We start from the raw sequence: 24,836 nt of genomic DNA on the forward strand, positions 1-24,836 counted from the left end.
TTGCTTGCATTCTGCCTTTCGACCCCATTCTAGAAGCTGTTACTTGCCGCTGCCTTGCGCCTTGATCAGGGTACGCAGCTCGGAAATCTCGGTGCGTAGGGCCTTGACCTCGGCCATCACGCCTTCGGTTTCCGAATGCAGCGCCGCACGGTCGGCTTCTGCCGTGGCTTCATGTTCGGACTGCATCGCCGAAACGATGATACCGATAAAGAGGTTCAACACCGTAAAGGAGGTCGCAAGAATGAAGGGCACAAAGAAGAGCCAGGCATAGGGGTGGGCTTCCATAACCGGTCGCACGATGCCCATGGACCAGCTTTCCAGTGTCATCACCTGAAACAGCGTATAGGCCGACTCGCCAAGACTGCCGAACCAGTCGGGGAACTCTGCGCCATAAAGCTTGGTCGCCATCACGGCAAACACGAAATAGAGCAAACCCAGAAGCAAGGTGATCGACCCCAGCCCGGGCAATGCTTCCAACAATGCACCCACCACGCGCCGTAAGGATGGCACAAAACTGATGAGCCGCAGAACACGCAGCACTCTGAAGGCACGCAACACTGAAAGAGCGCCGGTCGTCGGCATAAGGGAAACGGCGACCACCGAGAAATCAAACAGGGACCATGGATCGGTGAAAAAGCGCTGCCGGTGAACCAGCAACCGCATGGCTATTTCCACCACAAAGACCACGAGAATGGTCCGGTCGACAATATGGAACAGGCCACCAAAACGGGCTTCCGCCGCAGGCCATGTTTCCAGTGCCAGAGTGATCGCATTCAGAACGATAAGCCCGGTAATGCCGAGTTCGAAGGGCCGGGAGCCGAGAATTGTTTTGATGCGGTCCAACATACGAATGAAATCCTGTCGCAAAGCCATTTAGGTTTGAAGAAACAAAAGCGTTAACTGGCAGAAATTGGGTACTTGAAAAGAGAATTCAAGATGGAAATAGGTAGTTTCATGCATAAGGCGCTGCGGTTTGTCAAATGACGTGCGCAAAGCCCGTTCTCTCCTTCGAGCGTTAAGCGAATGGGAGGCAGAAAAGAAAACTGTTCGCACCGTCAAAAAACTGACAAAAAAGCAGCTCTGCCATCTTGAGCAAATGGCTCAGTGTGATAGATACACTCTATCCTGATGCGATGCCCGATTGGGCGTTGCCAGAAGGCGGGTGTAGCTCAATGGTAGAGCAGGAGCTTCCCAAGCTTAAGACGAGGGTTCGATTCCCTTCACCCGCTCCAACCGGCTCTTTCCAAACAAGCAAACTCGGCTCAGTCATCCAGATCACAGCCACTCGATAAACTGGCCATGCGGACCGGTGCGGGCAATTGCATGTCCATTGCGGGACAAGACGAAGGCGCCGGGATGAGCCTCGAGTATTGCGGAGGGCGCCACATCGGGAAGCGTACGCACGCTTTCATTGGCCAGCCACTCTGCTCCCAAATCCTTCACCAGTACAGCAAATTCCTTTCGCGCCTCTGGTGAGACATAGGTCAGCACGGCCGTGTGAAAGATAACGAGACGCGTTCCCGACGGGGCCTCGGAGGCTAGAGCTTCAGTCTGCGCAATAAGATCTCCGGCGATGACGCGGGGCGGCTGGCTTTTCGCCATCTCAATCGCTGCCTCCAGTCTGGTGCGCCGTGTTTTCTGTTCTGGCCAGACAAGTGTCTTTAGCCAATCCATGTCTTCATCCTTGCCAACATCCAGTGGATTGAGATCCAGACCCGCTCGCCATGCGATTTGTGGATGGGCGTGCGGGAGTGGCGTTTGTGCCGAGGCTTGGCAAGGGAAGACAGGACCACCCTGTCTAGCCGGGGCCAGAACCGAGCGTCCATAGTCGTAGCCATAGAGGTCGGGCAACAGGCAGAGGCCAGCGGATGCTCCAACCTCAAGAATCGCCAGAGGCCCCTCGAGCTGGGCGAAAGCTGGAAGAAAACAGGCACAACGCCCCGGTTCATTGGTTTGCGTTGAGCGAGACAGAATAACCGGCACGATCGCGTCCCAGGCGCCCAGAGCATGTCGAGCGAAGTCCGTATCCTGATCGGGCAAGCCGATCACATGGCGTGTTGCGGCAAATAGCAGGTTAGGCTGTTGCTTGCCCGAAGGGAGCTGCAAAAGCAACTCGAGAAGTGTCCCGCTTTCGGCAACCGAACAGGCATAGGCTTCATAGGTTGGAGAAATGCCACTGGCTTCGCGCTTGGCAAAGGTACGGTAGCTATCGGCGAGTGTTTCCATCCTCATCATAGGCCTTGTCTTGTCCTTCATGGTGGTCCCGTAAATAAGGTGGGGCAATCGCTGCCTGTCTTTTCAGGCTTGGCTGCACAAGAAACGGGTCGCCTTCATGACCGGCTGACTGGGATAAGTAAGCACCAATTCAAGGGGTGTTTGCAATGATACAAACTGTGATGGAACTCGTCGTTTTCCTCTTTCCGCTCGCCTATAGCCCGGGGCCTGGCAATATGTTCTTTGCCGCAAATGGCGCAAGATTCGGCTTTCGGGCGACGATGCCGGCAAATCTCGGCTATCACATCGCCACATGGCTGGTTACTGCCGCAATCGGATTTGGCTTTCTGGCGGCAATGGAGCGGGTCCCCCACTTGCTGGCTTATCTGAAAGTGGCCGGATCTCTCTATGTTTTCTGGATTGCGTGGACCCTGCTAAGGGCCGGTGTCTTGAAGGGGAGTGCAACGCCAAAAGCTGCGGGCTTTGGGGATGGTGCATTGCTGCTGATTTTAAATCCAAAAGCCTACGTCATCATTGCCTTGATGTTTACGCAGTTTCTTGAAGGGGACAGCGGTGAGCAGATTGGCCAGATTATGCTCATAACGACCGTGTTCACGGTGAACAACATGGTCGCCTTTGTGCTTTGGACCCTGACGGGAGACACCCTTGGGGTCATCTTTCGTGCACCCCATAGCTCCAGACACCTGAATTTGGTGTTCGGCAGCCTCTTGGCCGGGGTTGCCTTATGGATGTTGGTCTCGTGAGGCCCATATACTCTGAGGGCCCCACGCAATTCCTGCGAAGCTTTGGGGTAAGGAGGCGCGTGAGCCAGCGTTTCGCCAAAGCTGGATAGCCTTATTGGTCGAACACGGAGAAAAAGGTGTGCCGAATTGCATCGGCATCGCAGCCGAGGGCGACGTGGGACGGCAATCGGGTCTTGGATTGACTGCGGCATGTTTGCCCGCTGGCTTCCCCTTCCATAACGGCTTCAAGCGCCATGGACTCCATGGTAAAAAGTCCCGGATAAAGAGCCGCGATGATCGCCATCGGATCATGCAGGCCGCAACCGGATAGGCCAATGCTTTTATAAAAGTCCAGATAGAAGGCCCCGAGCTCTTTGAGAAACGGGCCGACCGGGTGCTTTCTGGTGGCAATATGGCTGAAGTCCTGCTCATCAAGTAGCACTTTGAGCGTCACATCAAGACCCACCATGGTGACATTTGCCCCTGAGGCCAAAACGACGTCCAGCGCATGAGGATCATGGAAGGCATTGGCCTCCGCATAGGGTGAAACATTGCCGCGCACATCCAGCGCTCCACCCATGAAAACGATCTTGTCCACATTTCGTGCAAAGTTTGTATCCATTTGGAGAGCACGGGCGATATTGGTGATCGGGCCGATCGGGCAAATGACCAACTTCCCCCGGTGGCGCTCTGCCATCTCGCATAGAAACTGAGCTGCGGCCAGCGGGCTGGCTGTGCCTGTGGGGGCGGGAGCAGGCAAATGGCCCAGTCCTTCAAGGCCATGAACCCGTGTTTTGGGAGCAAAGGGAGGAAGCGTCAACGGCTTTTCAGCCCCGGATGCAACGGGAATGGAAAGTCCCATTTTTTCCGCAAGATAGAGAGCGTTACGAGTCGCCTGCGCTGTGGTCACATTGCCAAAAATCGTGGTCAGACCGAGCAACTCAATGTCTGGATGCAGGGCGGCATAGGCAATGGCCAGGGCATCATCAATGCCCGGGTCCGTATCAATAATCAGCTTCACAGAAGTTAAATCCCAAATAGAAATCGTCTTTGGGCACATCCTGCCTCCGGCCCCGTCAAAAAATGACAAGACGGACACAGCGAGGCCAAGAGCGCTACTTTGCACAGGATTTGGTCAAAATCAACGCTTGCACAATTCCGTGCATTTTGTATTTACTCGATATTTCCAACAGGAAAATTCTTTTCCAGCTCGAAAAAACAGGAACATTCCCCGCTATGCTGTCTTTTTCTTCTTCCATCCGCGCAACGACTGTTGCGATCGCTCTGACCCTTCCTGCTTTCGCGCATGCGCAAGATACACTGGTGGTCTCCAACTGGGGCTATTCTAACAATTTCTACCAGCCCTTCGTGTTTGAGCCATTTGAAAAAGCCCACAATGTCAAGATTGTCACGGAAAGCGGCGGCGCTCCGGAACGCCTGAACAAGGCTCGCATTCGCGGCGGTGTCGACGTTATCCTGCTGACCGATAAATTTTCCCAGATCGGCATCAATCAGGGCGCTTTCGAGACCATCGATTCTTCCAAGCTGACCCATCTTGATGAGCTGTATGAAGTGGCCAAGCATCCGCAGGGTGAATATGGTCCTGCCTACACCTTCGGTCGCTATGGCATTGTCTATGACAAGACCCGCACCGACACGCCGATCACATCCTGGTGCGATCTGTGGCGTGATGATTTCAAAGACTCCGTCGCCATGCCTGCCTTCAACACGACCGGTGGTCCGCTCACCGTGATGATGGCTGCGAAATGCGCAGGCACAGATGCCTTCAAGGATCCTGAAGCTGCTTTTGCCAAAATGGCCGAGTTGAAGCCGAATATCGTCAAGACCTTCTCTTCAGGCTCCGAGCTGACCAACCTGCTGTCCACCGGCGAAGCCTTTATCGGCCTTGCTCAGGATTATGCCTTCCCTGCCATCAAGGCAGCCAACCCGAATATCGGTTGGGCGGAGCTTGACGAAGGCGACTTCGCCATGATGAACACCTACAACATTCCGAAAAATTCCAAGAACAAGGAATTGGCGCTGAAATTCATCGATTTCTCGATCTCTGCACAGGTGCAGAAAGACGGAGCTGTCGAACTCGGTGCAGGCTCTGGCCCGATCAACAAAACGGTCGAGTTGACCGACGAACAGGCTAGCGGCCTGGTTTACGGACAGGACCAGGTTGAGAAAATGCAGACCACTCCCATCAAGCAACTGCTTGAAGTGAATGATGCATGGGAAAAACTCTGGAACAAGACATTCGGGTTCTGATTTGTCTACACAACCTTCTTTATCGATAACAAAGCGCATGGCCGCTTTGGGCCCATGGTTGCTGGTTCTGCCAGCAACCATGTTGCTTTTTCTGCTCCTTGTGTTGCCCGTTGCCGGCACGCTCAAGGAGAGCTTTGACGGTGCGTCAGGCGGCTTGTTGGACAACTATCAGGCATTCTTTGCCGATGAGTTCAATCGCGTTGTTCTGATCCGCAGCTTCAAGATTGCTTTCATGTCCACGTTCGTGTCACTCGTGGCGGGCTTTCTGGGCGCTTATATGATCGCCAATGCCTCACCCAACCTCAAGCGCGTGTTGCTGATCCTGTCGGTCTTCCCGCTGCTGACCAGTGTTGTTGTGCGGTCTTTCTCCTTCATGGCAATCCTTGGGCGTAACGGGGTGGTCAACACGCTCTTCCTCAAGATCGGACTGATCGACCAGCCGCTGGAACTGCTGTTCACGCAAGGCGCGGTGGTGGCCGGTCTTGCCTATCTCTTCACGCCCCTGATGATCCTGTCGCTGGTTGGTGTGTTGGAGAATATCGACGACGATCTTTATGCCGCTGCGGGCTCGCTTGGCGCCAGCCCGGTTGGTGTTTTCTTCCAAGTGACGCTGCCGCTTGCGGTGCCGGGCATGATCGTTGGTTCGATCCTTGTCTTTACCGGCAGTCTGGCGACCTTCGTTACGCCCGTTCTGCTTGGGGGCGAACAACAGATGACCCTGTCTACCCTGCTTTATCGCAAGGCCATGATTTCATTTGACTGGGCTGCGGCCAATACCATCGCTGCGATCATGATGGCCATCACCATCACATGCGTGATCGCCATGGGGGCACTTGCGAACCGGATCGCCGCGGGGAGGAAAATGCGATGAGCGCCAGAAAGATCAATCCTCTCTCCAAAATTGCAGGCTGGCTGGTGGTCTTCTATCTGGCCGGACCGATCATTATCGTGATCGGCACCTCTGTCAGTGATACGCCTTTTCTGGCCTTTCCGCCTCAGGGCTTTACGCTGAAATGGTATCACAAGGTTTTCGAGCTCAACAATTTCGTTGAAAGTTTCATCACGTCCATGGAAGTGGCGTTCGGCGGAACAATGATTGCGCTGATCGCAGGCCTCGCCGCTGCCTATGCCCTGTCGCGCTATAAGGTGCGGCTGCCCGCTTGGTATGGCTCTATCTTCTTCCTGCCCTTCTTCATCCCCGAGATCGTGTTCGGCTTTTCCATGCTCAAGACGCTGATCGTGCAGTTCGATTTACCGATCCTGCCTTCACTGATGCTGGGCCACGCGATCCTGTGTTTGCCCTATATCGTACGGGTCATCGGGGCGAGCCTTGCCGGGTTCGATTTCTCCATTCAGGAAGCGGCCGTCAGCCTTGGCATGCATCCGGTCAAGGCCTTCTGGTCCATCGTGCTGCCCAACATCCGCTCCGGCGTCATCGCGGGTGCCGTCTTGGCCTTCATTACTTCGCTGAACGACATGGCGGTGGCCCTGTTTCTTACGGGACCGGGGGTTTCCACCTTGCCGATTGAAGTCTTCACCTATGTTCAGCAGTTTTTCGATCCGACCGTCAGCGCCGTGTCCGTGCTGCTCATGGCCGTGACCATTGGTGTCATGGCTCTCATCGAGCGCAGTCTGGGCCTGTCCAAGACGATTAAATAACAGGAGCTGAAATGGCACAGAACGCCGTTATCCTACAAGATCTTGTTGCTCACTATGGCCCGACGCAGGTGCTGCACGGGCTTAATCTGACCATTGCCGAGGGCGAGCTGGTTTCCTTGCTTGGCTCTTCTGGTTGCGGCAAGACCACAACCCTGCGCCTGCTGGCGGGCTTCCTTCAGCCAACCAGCGGCCAGATCACCGTTGCGGGCAAGGATGTCACCAAGCTGCCGCCGCATAAGCGCGACGCGGGCATCGTGTTCCAGAATTACGCCCTTTTCCCCCATCTCACTGTGGCTGAGAATGTCGGCTTCGGGCTCAAACAGCGAAAGGTGGCCGCGCCGGAACGCAAGGCCCGTGTGGATGCCATGCTGGAGCGTGTGGGACTTGTTGACTATGCCAATCGCTTACCAGCGGCCCTTTCTGGCGGTCAGCGTCAGCGCGTGGCCTTGGCACGTGCTCTGGCCATCAATCCGCCGCTGTTGATGTTCGATGAACCGCTCTCGAACCTTGACGCAAAGCTGCGCGTGGATATGCGCGTGGAAATTCGCGAGCTGCAAAAGGCCAATGGCCGCACCGCAATCTATGTGACCCACGATCAGGAAGAGGCTTTCTCCATTTCCGATCGTGTTGCCATCATGAATGCAGGCCGCATCGTCCAGCTTGATACCCCCGAAGTGCTCTATCGTCGCCCCAACAGTGCCTTTGTCGCCCGTTTCGTCGGCTTTGACAATCTCATTGAGATGAAAGTGGTCAAACGCGAAGGCGATCTGGTCACCGCAGAAGTCGAGGGCGGGGCATTGATCACCCTGTCGCAAGCCGAAACCGGCCCGCTTGAGGATCGCTTCGTGGTTGGTGCCCGCCCCGAGGGCATAGAGCTTACGGCCGATCCTTCCAACGCCATCGCGGGCAAGCTTTTGACCCGCTCCTATCTTGGCCGCTCCTACCAATATAAGGTCGACACGCCGACCGGCATGCTGATTGCTAACGCCCCGCTGACGCAATTGCATGAAGAGGGCGGCGCCATCAATCTGAAATTCAATTTCGAGCATTGCTGCATTCTGCCGGTAGAGGAAAACTGATATGTCCCGTTCCATTGTTGCCGCCGCCGCACAGCTGGGGCCAATCCAGCGCAGTGATGACCGCAAGTCTGTCGTCAAGCGCCTCATTGCCTTGCTGGAAGAAGCTGCGAGCCGGGGCGCTGAGCTGGTTGTCTTCCCCGAACTGGCGCTGACCACTTTCTTTCCCCGCTGGCACCTGACTGACAGGGAAGAAATCGATGCCTTCTATGAAAAGCAGATGCCGGGGCCGGAAACCCAGCCCCTGTTCGATGCCGCCAAGCGGCTTGGTATTGGCTTCTATCTCGGCTATGCCGAAATCGCCGTCGAAGACGGAGAGACCAACCATTACAACACTGCCATATTGGTGGATCGGGCTGGCACACTTGTCGGCAAATATCGCAAGGTTCATTTGCCCGGATGGGACGAGCCGCAAGCCGATCTGGAAGCTCAGCATCTGGAGAAATATTTCTTCAAGCCGGGCAATTATGGTTTCAAGGTCTGGAAGACCATGGGCACCCGTATCGGCATGTGCATTTGCAATGACCGGCGCTGGGCTGAAACCTACCGTGTAATGGCCTTGAAGGGCGCGGAAATGATTCTTGTGGGCTATAACACTCCCATTGATCACACCGGCGTCTATGATTTTGACAGCTTGACGGAATTCCACAATCAGCTCTCCATTCAGGCCGGTGCCTACCAGAATTCCACCTGGGTTGTGGCAACCGCCAAGGCTGGTTTGGAAGAAGGCTCCAACATGATCGGGCAGTCGATGATCGTTGCGCCTTCCGGTCAGATTGCTGCCATGGCTCTGGGCACGGGCGACGAGGTGATCACTGCGCGGTGCGACCTTGATATGGCTGCGCTCTACCGCCGGACCATCTTCGACTTTGCCCGCCATCGCGAGCCAAAGCATTATGGTATCATCACCCAGACCAAGGGACCGATCATCAGCGATGATGACGAGGCCTGATCAAGGATGGCTCTCATGAGCCGACACAAAGGGGATAGAACCGTGTCCGTGGACCAAGACATGTCATTTGTGAAACCGGAGGAGAGACAATCTTCCGTGTCCCAGATCATCTCGGACTTGCGTAAGAAGAATGGTTGGACCCTGGCTGAAATGTCCAAGCGGACTGGTGTTTCCATCTCCTCTTTGTCGAAAATCGAAAATGGTCAGAGCCAACCGGCCTATAGCGTTCTGACCCGTCTGGCCTCCGGCCTTGATGTCGATTTTGCCGAGCTGGTGGGAGCAGAAGCCCCCAAGCAGCGCTGTGTTGGCGCGGCACGCACCATCAGTCGGGCAGGGGAGGGCAAGAAGCTCTCCAATGACATGGGGCTCTATGAATTGCTCTCGACCGAGCTGGCGGCCAAGCTGCTCCAGCCCATGGTCATCGAGGTCAATCCGCGCGTCAGCGGACATCCGGCTCCGCAAAGCGCCCATTCGGGCGAAGAGTTCGTCTATGTGCTCGAAGGGGATGTCATTTTCGAGATGGACCCTTATGCACCGACGCTGATGTCGACCGGCGACTCGGTCTATTTCGATGCAGCCCAGACCCATAGCTTCTATGCTGTGGGCCCCAAGACAGGGCGTATCCTGTCCATTTGCTCGGCCGATACCGTTGACCTGCTGACAAAAAATCTGGATAAAAAATGATCACAGCAAAATCCGAAGTTCAAATCCGCCAGCAACTGACCCTCGTTGCGCTGGGCAAAGCGCCTGCCGATCTTGTGCTGCATGTGGGCAAGCTGCTCGACACTGCCACGCGCACATGGTCGAGCGCACAGGAAATCGTAATCAAGGGCGACCGGATCGCCTATGTCGGTCCTATTGGCTCGTGGACAGGGGCTTGCGAAACCATCGTCAAACGCCCTGACCTGATGGCCATTCCGGGGCTTGGCGAAGTGCATAAGCATATTGAAAGCTCGCATTTGACGCCGGAGTGGGAAGCCGCCCTCGTGTTGCCTCGTGGCAATACATGGACCTGCGAAGCCAGCCACGAATTCTCCAACGTGCGCGGGTCGCGCACCGTGGAATTCTGGCTTGAAGCCCGCAAGCAGGGTTCACCCCTCAAGATTTTCCCTCTTCCCGGCTCTGCTGTGCCCCCCACCGCCTATGAACATGGCGGCGGATATCTGGGCTATGACGAGCAGAAAGACTTCATCGGCAATTCCATGATGGTGGCGGGCTTGGACGAAGTCATGGACTGGCCAGCCGTCTGGAACCCGGAAAACGCCTCTCACAAGCGGCTCTGGGGTATGATCGAAGCAACCTTTGAAGCCCGTGGCGTGGTCGAAGGTCATGCAGCAGGCCTCAAGGACCTGCCCACCATCAATGCCTTTGCCGCAGCAGGCCTTGCTTCGGACCATGAAGCATGGACCGCTGAGGAATTCTGGGACAAGCTGACCCACGGTCTGTTCATCGAATTGCGCCCCCATTCCATGCCGGAGGTCTTGCAGGGCCTCATCGAAAAGGGGCTTGGAGACTGGTCCCAGATTGCCTTTACCACCGATGACCGTTCGGCCTCGGAAACACTGGAAAAAGGCGCAACCGATTACAATGTTCGTCTCGCTATCCAATCTGGCCTGAAGCCGGAAATCGCCATTCAGTGCGTGACCATCAACCCGGCGCGCCACATGCGGCTCACCCCATGGGTGGGCTCTCTTACGCCGGGGCGTTTTGCCGATATCGTGCTGCTCTCCGATCTGGAAAGCTTCGAGATCGCTGAAGTCTGGGCCGATGGACGGCAGGTCTCTGAAGGCAAGCGCTTCACTGACCCTGTGCCCGAAATCAACTGGCCGGACTGGGCGCGCAACACGGTGCAAGTCGGCGGCACACTCAGCGCTGCGGATTTTGCCATTCCCGCGAAGGCCGGACGGGAAACGATGTCAGCGGCGGTGCTGCGCCCGTTCCATTGGGAGGAGGACTTCCTCACCTATGAGCTGCCGGTGAAAGACGGTTTGGTTCAGCGGGATGTCAGCCGCAACATCACCAAATTTGCCATTGTTGACCGGTTCTCCGGCACAAAATCCCTCTCGAAAATGTTCTGGGCAGGCACTGGGCCGAGCACGCCCGATTGCGCGCTTGCCAGCTCTCTGGCGCATGACAAGCATAATGTCTGGTGCGTTGGCTCGTCCGATGAAGCGATGGCCATGGCCGTCAATGCCTTGTCAGAAATCGGTGGCGGCTGGGCTCTAGTGCGGGACAACAAGGTCGTTGCCACCGTGCGCTATGAGGTGGCCGGGCTGATGTCCTCCCGCTCCGCAGAAGCGCTGGATGCGGACATGCAAAAGCTCTATGCGGAGGGCGCAAAGATCGACTGGATGTTCGAGCCCTCTTCTTCGCCGCGCTGGTGGGCTGGTTTCCCCGAGCGGTTAGCCTTTGCCACCCTTACCTGTGCTCCATGGCGCTGGGTGCTGGTTGCTCCCGCTGAGGGCATCCCGGAGGGGCTCGTCAATGTTGCGACCGGTGAAACCCATCCGGTGGTCTGGTAATCGGGTGCGCAGCGAACGAGCAAGAAGCAAGAGACTATGACAAGTAACCTTCATATCAATTCCGACCGCCTGTGGCAGAGCCTTGAAGACATGGCCAAAATCGGCCCCGGTGTGGCAGGCGGCAACAATCGCCAGGCCGTGACGGACGCAGATGGCGAGGCCCGAACCCTGTTTGCCGATTGGTGCAAACAGGCTGGCCTGACCATGGCTGTCGATACAGTCGGCAACATGTTCATGATGCGACCGGGAACCGACCCTGACGCCTTGCCCGTTTATCTTGGCTCTCATCTGGATACCGTTCCTGCAGGGGGCCGTTATGACGGTGTACTCGGGGTGTTGGCCGGGCTTGAACTGGTGCGCACGCTCAATGAGGCTGACATCAATACCAGACACCCAATCGTGGTGGTCAACTGGTCCAACGAAGAAGGCGCTCGGTTTCATCCAGCCATGCTTGGCTCGGGCACCTTCATCGGCAAGCAGGATCAAGCCTTTGCCTATGGGCGCGAAGATATGGATGGCAAACGCTTTGGCGATGAATTGAAGCGCATCGGCTGGGCGGGGGATGAAGCCCCCGGAAACCGCAAGATGAAATCCTATTTCGAGCTGCATATCGAGCAGGGGCCGGTGCTGGAAGCTGCGGGCAAGGAAATCGGCGTCATCACCCATTGTCAGGGCATGAAGCGCCCGCAATATACTCTCACTGGCAAAGCGGTGCATACCGGCTCGACCCCGATGCATATGCGCATCAATGCGGGCCTCGCTGCAGCCCGTATCACCGAAGTGGTGCAGGAAGTCGCAATGGCCGAGCAGCCGAACGCCGTGGCCGGGATCGGCAAGATGGTCTATGAGCCTTGTTCACCCAACGTGCTGCCGTCGACTGTGCTCTTCACCATCGATATTCGCACTGTGGATGCTGCCAAGCTGCAACGCATGTATGACACCATCTGGCAAAGAACGGAAAAAATCTGCGCTGACCTGGGTGTTGGCTGTGCGGTGGAAGAGGTCGGCTCTTTTGATCCGGTCACCTTTGCACCAGAGCTGGTGGATATCGTGCGGACCTCCGCCGAGGGGTTAGGGCATGAGCATATGGATATGGTGTCCGGCTCAGGCCATGATGCCTGCTGGATTGCCGAAGTGGCTCCCGCAGCGATGATCATGTGTCCCTGTGTCGATGGCCTGTCACACAATGAGGCCGAATCCATTTCGCCTGAATGGGCCGCTGCCGGTGCCGATGTGCTGCTTCACTCGGTGTTGAAGGTCGCAGGCTAAGCCGATCAACCATGATCCTTTGTTGCGGAGCCAGAGATGGGAGTGTTTCGCGTAATTCATTAAGCGAAATGCCAAGAAATAAATTTCATCGGGTTGGGGAAAGATTGGGGGGGCTTCAGGCTTCAAGCGGGGCATTTTGAGGTTTTTCAGCGCGGTTTAAGAAAAAGCGGACAAAGAAAACCGCAGCGCAAAAACAAAATTGAATTTCGCGCAAAGCTATCCGTCGACTGAAAAAGTCGCCTGCAAACATGTCTTGTTTATAGCTATTCTAATATCATAAGTCCATTGCCTGGCACAATGCGACAAAGTTTCCCTCCCGCTAGAATAGGCGTGTCATAACCGACTGGGAGGACCTTATGACCACAAAAAGCCTAAGGTCAATGCTTGCCTGCGCTGTTTTCCTGGCAGTGCCGACAGCTGCATTGTCCAACGATCTGTTGGAAGAAGCAAAAGACTATTTCGAACCGATCCCGTCTGTTGTTCCTTCAGTGAAGAACAACGCCGTAACGGGTGACAAGATTGAATTGGGCAAAATGCTCTTTTTCGATCCGCGTCTCTCCTCATCGGCCCTGATTTCTTGCAATACTTGTCACAATCTGGGCATGGGGGGCGACGATAATTTGGAAACATCGATCGGTCACGGTTGGCAGAAGGGACCACGCAATGCACCCACCGTGCTGAATGCCGTGTTCAACATCGCCCAATTCTGGGATGGCCGTGCCGAAGATCTCAAGGCTCAGGCCAAGGGGCCGGTGCAAGCCGGTGTTGAAATGGCCTCCTCGCCAGCTCGTGTCGAAGCAACGCTTAAAAGCATGCCTGCTTATGAAGTCGCGTTTGCCAAGGCATTCCCGGGAGAAGACAGCCCGATCAGTTTCGACAATATGGCCAAGGCCATCGAAGCCTTCGAAGCAACCCTGATTACGCCCTATTCACGCTTTGACCAGTTTCTGGAAGGAAACACAAAGGTGATGAATGAGGAGGAGCAGGCCGGTCTGCAGCTCTTCATCGATACGGGCTGCGCTTCCTGCCATGCAGGGGTCAATCTCGGAGGCGAAGGCTACTATCCGTTTGGAGTTGTCGAAAAACCGGGGGCAGACGTTCTGCCCGCAGGTGACAAGGGCCGCTTTGCTGTGACACAGACAGCCGATGAAGAATATGTTTTTCGCGCTGGACCGTTGCGTAATATCGAGTTGACCGCACCTTATTTCCATTCCGGCAAGGTTTGGGATCTTGAACAGGCTGTCGCCATTATGGGGACAAGCCAGTTGGGTGAGGATTTGTCTGATGACGAGATCAAGAAGATCACGGCCTTCTTGAAAACGCTAACCGGAGAACAGCCAAGAGTAGATTATCCAATTCTTCCGGTTGAAACATCTGAAACACCAAAGCCAGAGTTGATGGTTGTAAAATAACTCAGTTTTAGTGTGTTTGCAGTAATAGCCTGACCTTTCCGGAGTATTTCGGGAAGGTTATTTTGTATTTATACCACTTAAGAGTTGTGGGTGTATCTGATGTTTTCCAAACTGAGTTTGGATGTAACGAGAAAAATGTGAATTAATGGATTTATTGTTTCTTAAATACTATATTAACTACGATCTATAACCCGCCCTTTAGGCTTTCTAAATAGAATTAACAGCTATTATCAAAGCAAGGGATGATTTATGGGTGTCGCTTCAGGTCGTCAGAAAGTGAATTTTGGGGCCATTGTCATTGTGGCCTGTGTTGGCGTTTTTCTCGCCCTGACCTTCTCCAATGTCTTTTTGCTGAACCGCTCTGGCGAAATCGCCAATACAGTGCGTCATCAACAGGAGCGCAAGCTTGTTGAGCACGAGCTGAATAATTTCCTGATCCTGTTTGCCCATGCCCAATCGCAGATTTCCGATTGGGATGCCTCCTATGATGCCTTCATGGGAGAGATTGATGACGAGTTTGTCTTTGACAATATCACTGACTGGCTGTGGGGGGACTTCGGCATTCTGATGACCTATGTGGTTACCCCGGCCAACAAAACCAAAGTGGCAGTTCTCAAAGAGACGCGGCTCAAGGCGGGGCAGGGTGAATATATCATTGAGGAAAATATTGATCTGGTAGAAGAAGCGCGGGCGAAATTCCAAAAGGAATTCACCACAGACAAGCCCATGCCGGCAGCTCAATTGCTCAAGGACATTCTGGCTGGTCCTGAGGAAGGACGCTTCGCTTGGTCCATTCGCCCCGTCAATGGTCGCCTGTCCTATGTTATCGCTCAGGCTGTCGCGCCAAACCGGGCCGTTGAGTTGGGTAACTATGAACCGGATGTGCTATTTACAGTCAAGCAGATCAACAAGGATTACATTGCGGCAGCCAGTGAAAAGCTGGTTGTTGAAGACTTTCATTTCGACTATCTCGATAGCGTGAAAAATGAAATCGGATATTTACCGCTTGTTACCTTGCCCGATGGGCGTATCGCCCACGCTCGTTGGACGCCAGACGATCCTTCAAGAGCCATTTGGCAGCAGACACTGCCAGTTCTGGCTGTTCCTTTCTTCATCACCGCGCTTGCGCTTGTTGCCATCGCGTGGCGGTTCAGCTTTATGCTGCGCGCGCTGCAGAAAAGCGAGGAACAGAACCGGTTTCTGGCGCTTCATGATGCCTTGACGGGGTTGCCCAACCGCCTGTTCTTTGATCGGGAGCTGGAAGAAACGATCCTGCAGAGAAAACAGAAGCGGTGTGCCATCATCAGCCTTGATCTGGATCGCTTTAAAGCCGTCAATGACAATTATGGGCATCAGGCGGGTGATATGGTTCTGTCTACCGTCTCTGAGCGTATCTCGGAGCGTCTGGGCTCATCGGGCATGGCGTCGCGGGTAGGGGGCGATGAATTCGGCATTCTGCTTTATGATCATCTGGAGCAGGATAAGTTGGAATGTTTGTGCGAGGATCTCATCGTTGCCGTGAACATTCCGGTTCCTGTGCCCGGTGGTGTTGCTGAAGTTGGCGCGTCGATTGGCGTGGCACGCTGGCCCGAGGATGCCTTTACAGTGAAAGCCATTTTGCGCCGTGCCGACGAAGCACTCTATATTTCAAAGCAAAATGGCCGAGGACGGGTTACATTCGTTTCGCAGCAGGAAAAGGCAACCCCGCGCTCCGATCCCGAGGAGGAAGGCCGGCGCATTCAACAGCTCAAGGCCCTGCTCGCCAAAACCGGTTAGCTCTTGAGAAGAGCGTCCTGCTGTGCCTTGCCAAAGCCGACGATGATGGTGTCCGCCGTTTCAATGACAGGACGCTTGATGAGTGTGGGGGAGGCGAGCATCAGCGCGCGCGCCTTGCCTCCATCCAGATCCTGTTTCTCTGTGTCATCCAGCGCGCGCCAAGATGTGGAGCGTCGATTGAGCAGCGCCTCCCAGCCCAAAACAGAAAGCCAACGATCCAGATCTTCGCCAGTAAAATCGCCGCTGCGAAGATCCATAAACGATACCGGCCTGCCGGCGTTTTCCAGTGCTTTGAGCGCCTTGCGGCAGGTGTCGCATGTCTTGATACCGAATAGCTTCATGGTGTCCATATCCTTCTGCCAAGGAGGGAATCAATCAGTCGTCGGCCAGAGCCTAGGCAAAGCCTGAACAAGAAGAAAGGACTATTCGGACTTTGCGACAGGGTGATGCTATTTCTTCTCGATACCCATCATAGCTTCATCGCCCCAAAGCTCTTCTATCCGTGCATCGCGGCCGCAGGCAAAGCGATAATAGGTGTAGCGAATGGGGTTCTTGTTATAATAGTCCTGATGATAGTCCTCGGCGGCAAAAAATGGTGCTGCGGGACTGATTTCCGTTGCAATCGGAGCTCCAAGCTTCCCGCTTTCCTCCAGCGCTTTCTTCGACGCTTCTGCGATTTTGGCCTGTTCGTCATCAAGTGTATAGATAGCGGTGGTGTAGCTATGGCCGCGGTCGCAGAACTGGCCACCTCCATCCGTCGGATCGACCGAGCGCCAGAAAATGTCCAACAACTTGTCGTAGCTGACCTTGTTGCTGTCATAGGTGATGCGCACAACTTCGCGGTGGCCTGCTGCGCTGTGGTTCTTGTAGGTCACATTGTCGGTCGTGCTTCCGCCCGAATAGCCAGACACTGTTTCCAGCACGCCGGGCACATGGTCAAAATCGCTCTCCACGCACCAGAAGCACCCGCCAGCAAAAATGGCGGTCTTGGGCGCCTGCTGCGCTTGACCTAGAGTTGGGGCTGCGATCACACACAAGGCGAGCAGGGCGGACTTAAAAAGGTGAGCAAACATCATATTCCTCCGAAGACGTGAGACGGGATAGGCCCTGGGGGCCTTCCGCCCGAACGGCAAGGAAAAGCCCTGTTCAGACCAGTGTGGCAGCAGATTGCGGCAATGTCTCGCCGCAATGGGCCGTCTCACGGGAGTTTGAGAGGATGTGATGGAGCTGTGCCTGACTCATGGCGCAAATTTGTCAGGAAGCCGGGTCAGGCCGCAACCTTGAAGTCTTCAATTTCAACACGGTCACGGCCCTGATGCTTGGCCTCATAGAGCTTCTTGTCGGCAGCATTGATCAATTCTTGCAGTGTTTCGCATTGCTGATCGGCAATCGCGGCGCCGATGCTCACCGTAATGGAGATTGTTTCATCGCCAGAGACTATGGGCTCGGAGCCAATGGCGTGGCGAATACGTTCACAAACGACTTCAGCCTGCTGTGCGCCTGTGTTTGGCAACAGCACGATGAACTCTTCGCCGCCATACCGCGCCAGTAGATCTTGTGAGCGCATGCAATGTTTGATCCGGCTCGCTACAGTCTTGAGCACCACATCACCAGCAATATGCCCGAAGCGGTCATTGACCTTTTTGAAATGATCAAGGTCGAGCAGCAGCACCACGTCTCCAGGATTGGGAGTCGCGATGAAATGCATGAAAAAGGACCGACGATTGGAGATGCCTGTGAGGTGATCGGTGTCCGCCTGTCGCCTTAGCTTCGTATGGGCCCTGTCCGAAATCATCACTGCGGTGAAGAGCACCAGCGTAAAGTTAAGCACAATAACAAAGAAGAAGACGGACAGCGGAGTGAGAAGCATCAGGCGCGGATCGATAAAGCCGAGCCCGGCTGCAAGCGCGAGCAATCCGGCAAGACCATTGATCGCAATCATCATTTGCCGTGAGCGCAGAGGGTCGTTCTTGAAGTCGATGGCATATTGCACAGCACTGGCAAGGAAAGCCGTTGCGGCCACCAGATTGAAGGTTGCCGCGCGGTAGGCATTGACCTCTTCAAAATGGGTAACAATCGCAACGATGATGATGAGAGTTGCCGGGGCAAGCGAAAGCATGCTCAACCGAGTGAACCGTCGCTGGCTCAATGCCTTTTGTCCCATCCAGATAAAGGCGTAGCCCCACAGGCCGAGTGAGAGGCTACCCAGCTGCCACATTCTTTCCGATATTCTCCCCCATTCGCCTATGCCGGCCAACGTAGAGCCCACAGCCATAATGGCGAAGCCGATGGCTAAAAGAATGAGGGAAGCTTGCTTCGAAGAGGTAAGCCACAGATAAACAAAGGTAACCACGCCAACAATGTAGGCGGTTTTCTGCAGTAGGATTACCGTCGCAAGGTCAAGGTTGTTTGGCATGTTCACTCTATACACAGCGTGCCGCGAGACCGTAAATTTACGGCCAATTCCGCAGAATATTACCACTGTAACTATTAACAATATATATAGCTGAATTAGAGTGCCTTATAGAGCGGCTATATATTCAGCCACGCCTCGATAACGTCGATAAAGGAATCTGCGAATTTTCGTTGTTTTGAACTGCCGACACCGTGAATGAGCAAAAAATCAGGGCGGGTCGTTGGCTTGTGGATGGCCATTTCGGCCAGCGTCTTGTCCGTGAAAATCACATAGGCGGGCACTTTATGCTCGCGAGCCAAGTCCGAGCGGGCGGCACGGAGTGCTTCATAGAGATCCTTGTCCGCCGCATCCAGCTCCGGCAGGCTGGATTTGGTGCGCTTGGGCCGACTAAGCTCGCTTGGTGCCATGACGTCGGTGCGATAGGAAAAGCGGATGTCCCCCTTTTTCAGCGCTTCCGATTTGGCGGTCAGTTTGAGAGCCCCATGGCCCTGAATGTCGAGCCTGAGCATATTGGCTGCCACCATCTGACGCAGAATGGCGCGCCAGTCTTCCTTGGATGTGCCTTTGCCGGAGCCATGGCAGGGAAGCGTATGGTGATTATATTTCTTGATCTTCTCATGGGTGAGCCCACGCAGAATGTCGATCAGCTGCACTGCGCCGAATATCTCGCCCGTCTGCTCGGCTACATCGATAAGGCTTAGTGCTTCAGCCGTGCCTTCTTTCAGTTCGGGTGGGTCAAGGCAGACGTCGCAATTGTTGCAGGGCTCAATCGTCTCGCCGAAATAGGACAGCAGCGATTGCCGACGACAGGTTGGCGCTTCACAATAGGCTATCAGTGCATCAAGCCGCTTGTGCTCGCGGGCGAGATGATCCTCGTCGCCCCCTTCGTTGTCGATGAAACTGCGGCGCATGCGAATATCATCAAGCCCATAAAGCATCATGGCCTCGGAGGGTTCGCCATCGCGGCCTGCACGCCCGATCTCCTGGGAATAGGCTTCCATATTCGAAGGCAGATTGGTGTGAAACACATAGCGTACATCGGGCTTGTCGATGCCCATGCCAAAGGCGATGGTGGCCACCATCACGGTTCCTGATTCCCGCATGAACAGGGCCTGATGAGCGGCCCGTATGCTGCTATCCATGCCCGCATGATAGGCAAAGGCCTTGATGCCGTGCTCCTTTAGAAACTCGGCAGCTTCCTCGGTCTTGCGGCGCGAGAGGCAATAGACGATGCCTGATTGCTCGGCCCGTGCCTCGACAAATTCCAGCAATTGCTTTTTCCAGTCCTTGCGGAGCTGAACCGACAGGCGGATGTTGGGGCGATCGAAACCGGAAACAATGACCTTGCCGTCGCGCTGGCCATCAAGCGTGCGCGGGAAGAGTTTTTCGGCGATGTCTTCACGCGTCGCTTCGTCAGCCGTTGCCGTAAGGGCCGCAATGGGCGCTCCGGGGAAGAAATCCGTCAGCCGTGTCAGCCCTTCATAATCAGGGCGGAAACTTGGCCCCCAGCGCGAAATGCAGTGGGCTTCATCAATCGCGATTAGGCGGATAGGCAGCTTGGCAAGTGCCGCAAGCATGCGTTCGGTCATCAGCCGTTCCGGCGCAATATAGAGCAGGCTCACCTCACCGGCAGCCACGCGTCGCCAGACGGAGACATTCTCTTCGCGCGAGCGGGAACTGTTGATGCTGTCAGCTGCGATGCCCAGAAGCTTGAGCGCCATCACCTGATCTTCCATCAGGGCTACCAGAGGCGAGATGACCAGCGTCAGGCCACCAAACAGCAGGGCAGGGATCTGGAAGCAGACACTCTTGCCCATCCCCGTCGGCATGACTGCAAGCGTGCTTTTGCCTTCCAGCAGGCTATCGATCACTTCGGCTTGTCTGCCACGAAACTGGTCGTAACCATAAACGGTCTTGAGCATCTCCAGCGCTCGCTCGCCCGGACTGGCTTCGCTATCCATAGGCATGGCCTGTGTCGCAGCAATAAGGTCTTGCTCAAGCGGTTCGACATCACTGGCGAGAAGAGGCTGGGCTGGAGGAGGCATAAAGGCGCTGAATTTTCAGTTGAAGAAAGGGTTAACGGGACCGTATCTGATTTGCAGCGCTTTGGTAAACCGAATTGTTGCGCTTGCCGCGATGCTGTGAAGAGCGTTCCTCATAAAGGGGAGGGGGCGAGCCCCTCAACCCGGTTTCTCTGTCCTATTCCTCAAGAGCCCGCACCAGATAGGGCAGGCAGACATCCATGCGATAATCGATGGAGGAATGGTTGTCGGGGAATTCCTCATAAACGTGGTCAACGCCAGCGGCTTCCAGCTTGCTGTGCAAGCGGCGGGCGCCGTAAAGCAGATTATACTGGTCAACATAGCCACATTCTAGCCAAAGGCCCTTCATGGACTTGAGATTGGCAATCACCTCGGGCTGATCGGCCAGAACCACAGGGTCCCATTCCAGCCAGTTTGCCCAGCGCTCTTGGATGAGCGAGCAATCATGCATATTGACCGGCAGCCGGATGCCGAAATAGGAGTCCGGATCAGGATCGTAGCTAGCAGCCATGGCGAGTGTCATCAAAGCATGGATGTCCTTACCGTCATATTTCGGACCTTCTTCAAATTCGGTCAGGAACCGCTCGATGGAATTGTTCTTCTTGGCCAGCGCGCGCAGCAGGTTCGGCATATCGGGCAGATAGCAAAGCTCGAAGGCCATATCGCCGGAGAGGCAGGCCGCAGCCGACCAGAAATCGGCATGTTTCATGGCATGAAGGATAGAGCCATAGCCGCCGGATGATTTGCCAAACAGTCCGCGCTTGCCCGGTCCACCACAGCCGATCTGTGTTTCGATGGCCGGTGTCATGTCTTCGATCAGGAAATCTTCCCAATTGCCCAAAGCTGCGGAATTGACATACTGATTGCCGCCAAGCCGGGTGAAGCAATCGGGGAATGCCACCACGGCAGGGGGCATCTCTCCTGAAGCGATGAGCCGATCCAGCCGTTCGGGCACATTCTCGCCGAAATTCTTCCAGTTCACATGCGCAGGTCCACCAGCAGTGAAGCCGACGAGATCGACCAGCAAGGGCAATCCCGCTCCATCATGGCCATGGGGCGTGTAGATGATAACCTCGCGTTCGCAGCTATCTCCCAGCAGATTGTTTTCCAGTGCTTTGGAAGAAACAGTGATGGTTTGCAGGGTGCCTTTTGGCGTTGAGGGATCGCGGCGCATGGAAAAAGGTCTCCGTTTGAAATGGCTGCCAAGTTTTGGAAAAATTGCCATATTGGATGGCTTTATACCAGAGCTAACCTTGGCATGGGGCAAACGGCTGCGTGTTGAAGATAGGCCGTGGTCGGTTTTCTCCCAATGATGCGGATCATGTATCAGTTGATAGAGCGCGCGCCAGGCCGCCGGTGTCATCAAAAGCCAATAGAGGGGCATTTCCAATATGGCCCGCCAGCCAAAGCCATAGCGTTTGCCCGCCCATTTGCGCCCCAGCACCATGACGCCGCCATACCCCAGTACCAGATTGATGCTGTTAATGGCCAGCAAGACAAAAAACAGCGAGCCGTTCTGGCTGCCATAGAGGGCCAGATTCCAAGCGGATATGCCAAATGTCAAAAAATAGAGCGGATGCACAAGCGTCGACAAAAGCATGCTGCCGATCATGATATGGAACGAGAAAAATCGGTCGCTGCCCAATTTTCTATAAAGATAGCGAGGCCGGCGCATATGCACGATCCATGTCTGCATCCAGCCCTTGAACCAGCGTGTCCTTTGCTTGAGCCAGACAGCGTAGCTTTCCGGCGCTTCCTCCCATGTGTCGCTTCTGATGGTCTCGATGTCATAGCCTAAGCGGGAAAGGCGCAAGCCAAGATCGGCATCTTCCGTCACATTATAGGGGTCCCAGCCGCCGATCTGCTTCAACACGCGGGTTTTGAAATGGTTTGACGTGCCCCCCAGCGGCACCACCAGCCGGTCAAAGGCCAGAAAGGGCAGAAGACCATCAAAGAGCGCTGAATATTCCACGGCAAACTGACGCGTCAAAAAGTTGGTGCGCGCATTGTCAACGGCCAATTGGGCTTGCAGACAGGCAAGGGAAGGGCGCCCGCTTAACATATGCAGCGCAGCGATTTTCAACTGGTGCGGGTCCGGCCTGTCTTCTGCGTCATAAATGACAGTGAGATCGGATTGCACAAAGGAGAGTGCATAATTGAGCGCCTTGGGCTTGGTTTGTGGTCCGCCTTTGGGAATATCAACCAGTTCGATAAATGCAGGTAACGTGATCTTGGCAAGTGCTGCTCTGGTTTCCTCGTCCTCTTCTTCCAGCAGGAGATAACAGGTGAGACGGTCGCGCGGATAATCCAACCGGCAGAGCGACTGGATCAAATCCGGAACCACGCGTCCCTCCCGAAAGAGTGGCACAAAAACCGAGTAGCTTGGCCAGTCTGAAGACGCTTCGGTTTTCTTGGTTGTATTAAGCAGAGAGAGAACGCGGCTTGCCTGCGTTGTGCGGGTGTGGGGCAAGCGGAAAACGGATATGAGCCGCAAGATACTCATTGTCAGGAAGATCATGATGGTAATCAGATTGATCCCGATGCCAATGGACGAGAAGACAAGGCTGCTGCCGATCAGGGCGATAAGAGTAATTGCGAGATAATAGGAATGGAATGGCTTGAACTTGCCGTGTGCGGACAGATCCGGCATTGTCTGCTTGAGTCGGAACACATGATGGTCCATCGCCGCTTTTGAGGCGGAGGCTCGCTGCAGGCGCCGCAATTGTCGCGGAGTGGTTATCCGCACGCGTTGCCTGAATTGCGGGTCCAGTGCCATTTTCTCAGCCAGAGCGTCAAGCTCTTTGCCATGGGGTGCGCACAGATAGAGGCTGTCGGCCACAGGAGGCGCGTGATCCAGCTTGGCAAATGGCCTGATCAAGATCCACGATAGATCACGCAGTTTCTCTAGCGGCCAGTTATCAGGCAGGGGGTAGAGGCCAGAAGTGGATGGCTGCGCGACAAAGGGAACCCCCAGTCTCTTTGCCGCGCATGCAAAATAAAGTGTTTCATCCAGTTTGCCCTCCCGTGTCCAGCGCTCGATCAGAGGATCGCCCGTTTGCGCGGCACTCTTGAGGGCCTGTTGCAGGGAGGGACTTTTGAAAGCCTGTAAGGAATCCAGAATAGAAAGATGAAACGGCAAACGGGATGAAAACTCGGCTTCAGAAGATAGACCGGGTTGAACGGATTTTGCGGACTGTGGTGTTTCCCGCCATTCTCTGCCATGCTCATCATAGGCGACGGCGGCTTGGTCTAAAGCCGCTGCTTCAAGAGCTGCCGGATCTGGGGCTTTGTTCAGAAAGTTCATGACAAAGGTGGATCAATAATTTTATATCAAATAGATGTCGAAAAATAATCTGTTTAGACTAGATCAAAAAGAGTGATCAATGGATTGTGCAACCGTATTAAATCCACTGTTAATTGTTAAAATTGTACGTAATGCGAGCATTTGCCGCATGCGGACAGGTGGAGTTGCAACCCAAGACCGGCTTTCGCAGGGGGGTGGGCTGAGCTGGACATTCTTTTTGGCGATGCTCTCTGCCTTTTGTCTTTTTCTATTGGCCGTGACGGATGGTCTGGCTCAGACGCTCACAGAAGAGGGCCAGAGCGAGGTCGTCGTTGAACAACCAACGAATGTGGAAGCAACCCGCTCGCCCCGGTCTGGTGAGGGCGATGAGCCTGTAACCAGCGAGGATTGGGCCAAGGCAGATTTTTATGGCTTCATCGATATTCACCAGCGCCTGCGTCAACCCAGCGAGACGGTGATGGACAATGGTCTGCGCCTTCTTACCGCGCCGGACTTCCCACCCTTCAACTACCGCAACAAAGCAGGTGCTCCTGTGGGCTATCATGTGGAGTTGGCACGCGCTTTTTGTGAGCAGCTCAACATCGCCTGCACCATGAAGGTGGTGCCGTTTGATGCCATACCTGACCTGCTGGCAAGCGATGAGGCGGACGCAGCGCTTGCCGGTCTGGTGCGCCATCCGGAATTACAGGGCAGGGTCACTTTCTCAAATGTGTTCCTGAAGCGGCCCGGCCGTTTTCTGCATCTCAAAGACGATGGGGTGTCGACGGATAAGGACGCCCTGCAAGGAAAACCGGTCGCCGTTATCGGTGGCTCTGCGCATGAGGCCTTTTTGCGCGCCTATTTCGATGGGGTCAATCGAGTGCCAGTCAACGATCTGCATGCAGCGCGTGAGCTGTTGGAAGAAGGCAAGGTGGTGGCGATCTTCGGCGATGCGTTCCAGCTTCTGCACATTGCCACTCAGCGCAATGGTATCTTCAGCTTTGCCGGTGAGCCTTATTATGACGATCATTTCTTCGGCGATGGCATGGCCTTCGCCTACAAGGCTGGCCGGACAGATATCGGCAATCTGCTCAATTTCGGCCTTCAAAAGCTCGCCCAGAGCGGACGTCTGGCCGAACTCTATGCGCGGCACTTCGCCTTTGATGTTTACGCTTCCTATTGAGGCTGGCTATTGAGGCTG

The 24,836-nt window shown here is 55.0% G+C and carries 20 protein-coding genes and 1 tRNA gene; 13 read left to right on the plus strand and 8 right to left on the minus strand.

The features are described 5' to 3' along the window. Positions 1 to 39: 39 nt before the first annotated feature. Positions 40 to 846 (minus strand): ion transporter, encoded by an 807-nt coding sequence (locus tag BM258_RS05950; protein WP_090070433.1) that lies wholly within the window; start codon positions 844 to 846, stop codon positions 40 to 42. A gap of 312 nt (positions 847 to 1,158) precedes the next feature. On the opposite strand from BM258_RS05950, the gene BM258_RS05955 reads away from it, so the two are divergent. Further along, a tRNA-Gly gene (locus tag BM258_RS05955) sits at positions 1,159 to 1,232 on the plus strand. A gap of 43 nt (positions 1,233 to 1,275) precedes the next feature. Here the strand turns inward: BM258_RS05955 and BM258_RS05960 are convergent. Next, a complete protein-coding gene (locus tag BM258_RS05960) occupies positions 1,276 to 2,235 on the minus strand; it encodes a DUF2332 domain-containing protein (RefSeq protein ID WP_244544605.1) in 960 nt (319 codons plus the stop codon). 146 nt (positions 2,236 to 2,381) lie between these two features. Between BM258_RS05960 and BM258_RS05965 the strand changes: the two genes are divergently transcribed. Continuing rightward, the gene (locus BM258_RS05965) at positions 2,382 to 2,978 is read left to right on the plus strand and encodes a LysE family translocator (protein ID WP_090069964.1); all 597 of its coding nucleotides are present in this window, start codon (positions 2,382 to 2,384) and stop codon (positions 2,976 to 2,978) included. Positions 2,979 to 3,069: 91 nt separating this feature from the next. Here the strand turns inward: BM258_RS05965 and BM258_RS05970 are convergent, their stop codons facing one another. Then, positions 3,070 to 3,978, minus strand: a complete 909-nt coding sequence (locus BM258_RS05970; RefSeq protein ID WP_210186669.1) for a nucleoside hydrolase — start codon at positions 3,976 to 3,978, stop codon at positions 3,070 to 3,072. A 215-nt stretch (positions 3,979 to 4,193) separates the two neighbouring features. Between BM258_RS05970 and BM258_RS05975 the strand changes: the two genes are divergently transcribed. The 10 genes from BM258_RS05975 (at position 4,194) to BM258_RS06020 (ending at position 15,894) form a co-directional block, all read left to right on the plus strand. After that, positions 4,194 to 5,228, plus strand: coding sequence for an ABC transporter substrate-binding protein (locus BM258_RS05975; protein WP_090069970.1), 1,035 nt, complete (start codon positions 4,194 to 4,196; stop codon positions 5,226 to 5,228). A 37-nt stretch (positions 5,229 to 5,265) separates the two neighbouring features. Continuing rightward, positions 5,266 to 6,099, plus strand: coding sequence for an ABC transporter permease (locus tag BM258_RS05980; RefSeq protein ID WP_090069973.1), 834 nt, complete (start codon positions 5,266 to 5,268; stop codon positions 6,097 to 6,099). Further along, the gene (locus BM258_RS05985; protein ID WP_090069976.1) at positions 6,096 to 6,887 is read left to right on the plus strand and encodes an ABC transporter permease; all 792 of its coding nucleotides are present in this window, start codon (positions 6,096 to 6,098) and stop codon (positions 6,885 to 6,887) included. The genes BM258_RS05980 and BM258_RS05985 overlap by 4 nt, the downstream gene beginning before the upstream one ends. A gap of 11 nt (positions 6,888 to 6,898) precedes the next feature. Beyond that, positions 6,899 to 7,966, plus strand: a complete 1,068-nt coding sequence (locus tag BM258_RS05990) for an ABC transporter ATP-binding protein (protein WP_090069980.1) — start codon at positions 6,899 to 6,901, stop codon at positions 7,964 to 7,966. Position 7,967: 1 nt separating this feature from the next. After that, positions 7,968 to 8,915, plus strand: coding sequence for an N-carbamoyl-D-amino-acid hydrolase (locus tag BM258_RS05995; protein WP_090069983.1), 948 nt, complete (start codon positions 7,968 to 7,970; stop codon positions 8,913 to 8,915). Between the two features lie 15 nt (positions 8,916 to 8,930). Then, on the plus strand, positions 8,931 to 9,599 hold the full coding sequence (locus BM258_RS06000; RefSeq protein ID WP_244544606.1) for a helix-turn-helix domain-containing protein: 669 nt from the start codon (positions 8,931 to 8,933) through the stop codon (positions 9,597 to 9,599). Then, positions 9,596 to 11,437 carry an adenine deaminase gene (locus BM258_RS06005; protein ID WP_090069986.1) on the plus strand — a complete coding sequence of 614 codons (1,842 nt, stop codon included), beginning with the start codon at positions 9,596 to 9,598 and terminating at the stop codon, positions 11,435 to 11,437. The genes BM258_RS06000 and BM258_RS06005 overlap by 4 nt, the downstream gene beginning before the upstream one ends. Before the next feature lie 36 nt (positions 11,438 to 11,473). Further along, the gene (locus tag BM258_RS06010; protein WP_090069989.1) at positions 11,474 to 12,706 is read left to right on the plus strand and encodes a Zn-dependent hydrolase; all 1,233 of its coding nucleotides are present in this window, start codon (positions 11,474 to 11,476) and stop codon (positions 12,704 to 12,706) included. Between the two features lie 356 nt (positions 12,707 to 13,062). After that, the gene (locus tag BM258_RS06015) at positions 13,063 to 14,118 is read left to right on the plus strand and encodes a cytochrome-c peroxidase (RefSeq protein WP_090069992.1); all 1,056 of its coding nucleotides are present in this window, start codon (positions 13,063 to 13,065) and stop codon (positions 14,116 to 14,118) included. A 249-nt stretch (positions 14,119 to 14,367) separates the two neighbouring features. Further along, a complete protein-coding gene (locus BM258_RS06020; protein ID WP_090069994.1) occupies positions 14,368 to 15,894 on the plus strand; it encodes a sensor domain-containing diguanylate cyclase in 1,527 nt (508 codons plus the stop codon). On the opposite strand, the gene BM258_RS06025 is transcribed toward BM258_RS06020, so the two are convergent. The 5 genes from BM258_RS06025 to BM258_RS06045 all read right to left on the minus strand — a co-directional run bounded on the left by BM258_RS06025 (position 15,891) and on the right by BM258_RS06045 (position 23,656). Then, positions 15,891 to 16,235, minus strand: a complete 345-nt coding sequence (locus BM258_RS06025; protein WP_090070437.1) for a Spx/MgsR family RNA polymerase-binding regulatory protein — start codon at positions 16,233 to 16,235, stop codon at positions 15,891 to 15,893. The genes BM258_RS06020 and BM258_RS06025 overlap by 4 nt on opposite strands. Before the next feature lie 108 nt (positions 16,236 to 16,343). After that, positions 16,344 to 16,967: a peptide-methionine (S)-S-oxide reductase MsrA gene (gene msrA / locus BM258_RS06030; protein ID WP_090069997.1), complete on the minus strand. Its 624-nt coding sequence runs from the start codon at positions 16,965 to 16,967 to the stop codon at positions 16,344 to 16,346. Positions 16,968 to 17,161: 194 nt separating this feature from the next. Then, on the minus strand, positions 17,162 to 18,310 hold the full coding sequence (locus tag BM258_RS06035) for a GGDEF domain-containing protein (protein ID WP_090069999.1): 1,149 nt from the start codon (positions 18,308 to 18,310) through the stop codon (positions 17,162 to 17,164). Positions 18,311 to 18,426: 116 nt separating this feature from the next. Then, complete coding sequence (gene recQ / locus BM258_RS06040) at positions 18,427 to 20,355, minus strand: DNA helicase RecQ (RefSeq protein ID WP_244544607.1); 1,929 nt, start codon at positions 20,353 to 20,355, stop codon at positions 18,427 to 18,429. Positions 20,356 to 20,509: 154 nt separating this feature from the next. After that, positions 20,510 to 23,656, minus strand: coding sequence for a glycosyltransferase (locus tag BM258_RS06045; protein WP_090070002.1), 3,147 nt, complete (start codon positions 23,654 to 23,656; stop codon positions 20,510 to 20,512). 148 nt (positions 23,657 to 23,804) lie between these two features. Here BM258_RS06045 and BM258_RS06050 point away from each other — a divergent pair, with 148 nt between their 5' ends. Then, complete coding sequence (locus tag BM258_RS06050; protein ID WP_175527943.1) at positions 23,805 to 24,818, plus strand: transporter substrate-binding domain-containing protein; 1,014 nt, start codon at positions 23,805 to 23,807, stop codon at positions 24,816 to 24,818. The last annotated feature ends 18 nt before the right edge of the window (positions 24,819 to 24,836 follow it).

Origin of the sequence: Cohaesibacter marisflavi, from assembly GCF_900115225.1 — a bacterium.
Classification (GTDB): Bacteria; Pseudomonadota; Alphaproteobacteria; order Rhizobiales; family Cohaesibacteraceae; genus Cohaesibacter; species Cohaesibacter marisflavi.

Excerpts from the sequence above, each read along its gene's own strand:
- BM258_RS05950 (WP_090070433.1), bottom strand. The coding sequence starts at position 846 with ATGTTGGACCGCATCAAAACAATTCTCGGCTCCCGGCCCTTCGAACTC.
- BM258_RS05960 (WP_244544605.1), bottom strand. The coding sequence starts at position 2,235 with ATGATGAGGATGGAAACACTCGCCGATAGCTACCGTACCTTTGCCAAG.
- BM258_RS05965 (WP_090069964.1), top strand. The coding sequence starts at position 2,382 with ATGATACAAACTGTGATGGAACTCGTCGTTTTCCTCTTTCCGCTCGCC.
- BM258_RS05975 (WP_090069970.1), top strand. The coding sequence starts at position 4,194 with ATGCTGTCTTTTTCTTCTTCCATCCGCGCAACGACTGTTGCGATCGCT.
- BM258_RS05980 (WP_090069973.1), top strand. The coding sequence starts at position 5,266 with ATGGCCGCTTTGGGCCCATGGTTGCTGGTTCTGCCAGCAACCATGTTG.
- BM258_RS05985 (WP_090069976.1), top strand. The coding sequence starts at position 6,096 with ATGAGCGCCAGAAAGATCAATCCTCTCTCCAAAATTGCAGGCTGGCTG.
- BM258_RS05990 (WP_090069980.1), top strand. The coding sequence starts at position 6,899 with ATGGCACAGAACGCCGTTATCCTACAAGATCTTGTTGCTCACTATGGC.
- BM258_RS05995 (WP_090069983.1), top strand. The coding sequence starts at position 7,968 with ATGTCCCGTTCCATTGTTGCCGCCGCCGCACAGCTGGGGCCAATCCAG.
- BM258_RS06000 (WP_244544606.1), top strand. The coding sequence starts at position 8,931 with ATGAGCCGACACAAAGGGGATAGAACCGTGTCCGTGGACCAAGACATG.
- BM258_RS06005 (WP_090069986.1), top strand. The coding sequence starts at position 9,596 with ATGATCACAGCAAAATCCGAAGTTCAAATCCGCCAGCAACTGACCCTC.
- BM258_RS06010 (WP_090069989.1), top strand. The coding sequence starts at position 11,474 with ATGACAAGTAACCTTCATATCAATTCCGACCGCCTGTGGCAGAGCCTT.
- BM258_RS06015 (WP_090069992.1), top strand. The coding sequence starts at position 13,063 with ATGACCACAAAAAGCCTAAGGTCAATGCTTGCCTGCGCTGTTTTCCTG.
- BM258_RS06020 (WP_090069994.1), top strand. The coding sequence starts at position 14,368 with ATGGGTGTCGCTTCAGGTCGTCAGAAAGTGAATTTTGGGGCCATTGTC.
- BM258_RS06025 (WP_090070437.1), bottom strand. The coding sequence starts at position 16,235 with ATGAAGCTATTCGGTATCAAGACATGCGACACCTGCCGCAAGGCGCTC.
- msrA (WP_090069997.1), bottom strand. The coding sequence starts at position 16,967 with ATGTTTGCTCACCTTTTTAAGTCCGCCCTGCTCGCCTTGTGTGTGATC.
- BM258_RS06035 (WP_090069999.1), bottom strand. The coding sequence starts at position 18,310 with ATGCCAAACAACCTTGACCTTGCGACGGTAATCCTACTGCAGAAAACC.
- recQ (WP_244544607.1), bottom strand. The coding sequence starts at position 20,355 with ATGCCTCCTCCAGCCCAGCCTCTTCTCGCCAGTGATGTCGAACCGCTT.
- BM258_RS06045 (WP_090070002.1), bottom strand. The coding sequence starts at position 23,656 with ATGAACTTTCTGAACAAAGCCCCAGATCCGGCAGCTCTTGAAGCAGCG.
- BM258_RS06050 (WP_175527943.1), top strand. The coding sequence starts at position 23,805 with ATGCGGACAGGTGGAGTTGCAACCCAAGACCGGCTTTCGCAGGGGGGT.